Annotated in this window: 1 protein-coding gene; it reads right to left on the reverse strand. The window is 63.9% G+C overall.

The features are described 5' to 3' along the window. Positions 1 to 642 (reverse strand): P-type conjugative transfer protein TrbL (gene trbL / locus EOC06_RS36640; RefSeq protein ID WP_245470401.1); only part of this gene is annotated, 642 nt, incomplete at both ends.

Genomic DNA, 642 nt, shown 5'->3' on the forward strand with positions numbered 1-642 from the left:
AGGCACCGCCGGCGGCGAAGGTCGCGGCCTGCGCGCCGTGCCGGATCGCTTCCATGCCGCCGGCGATCGACGCGCCCTGGACCACCCCCTGCACGATCGGGGGAACGTACATGGCGATGACGAACACGACGACCGAAATGCCTGCGATGGCGAGCGTCGTGATGAACTGGTCGGAGGTCGCCGTCGGCGCTTCGGCCAGGCCGAGCAGGATGTCTGAGCCGATCTTGGCGATCATCACCAGCGCCATCAACTTCATGCCGACGGAAAAGGCATAGACCAGATAACGGACGGCGAAGTCCTTGGTGTAGGAGGAGCCTCCCAGTCCAAGCATGATCATCCCGGCCAGAAGCCCGACATACATCTCCACCATGACGGCCACGAAGATCGCAGCCACCAGAGAGAAGGAGACGACGACAACGACCATTGCGAAGACCGCGGCGATGGCGAGCGCGTTGTCCTCGAACAGGCCGAACTGCGCCTGCTCGGACATCTTGGATGCAACGCGAATGCCGGCATCAAAAATGTTCGCCGGCGAAGCCGAGCCGCCGCCGGCGCCGATCTGGAACAGGCTGTCGACCACGGCCTTGGCGAAGGCCGGTCCCTGATCGAGGATGAAGGCGAAGAGGCCGATGAACATGACCC

The sequence above is a fragment of the Mesorhizobium sp. M7A.F.Ca.MR.362.00.0.0 genome (assembly GCF_004023175.1).
In the GTDB taxonomy this organism is placed as follows: domain Bacteria; phylum Pseudomonadota; class Alphaproteobacteria; order Rhizobiales; family Rhizobiaceae; genus Mesorhizobium.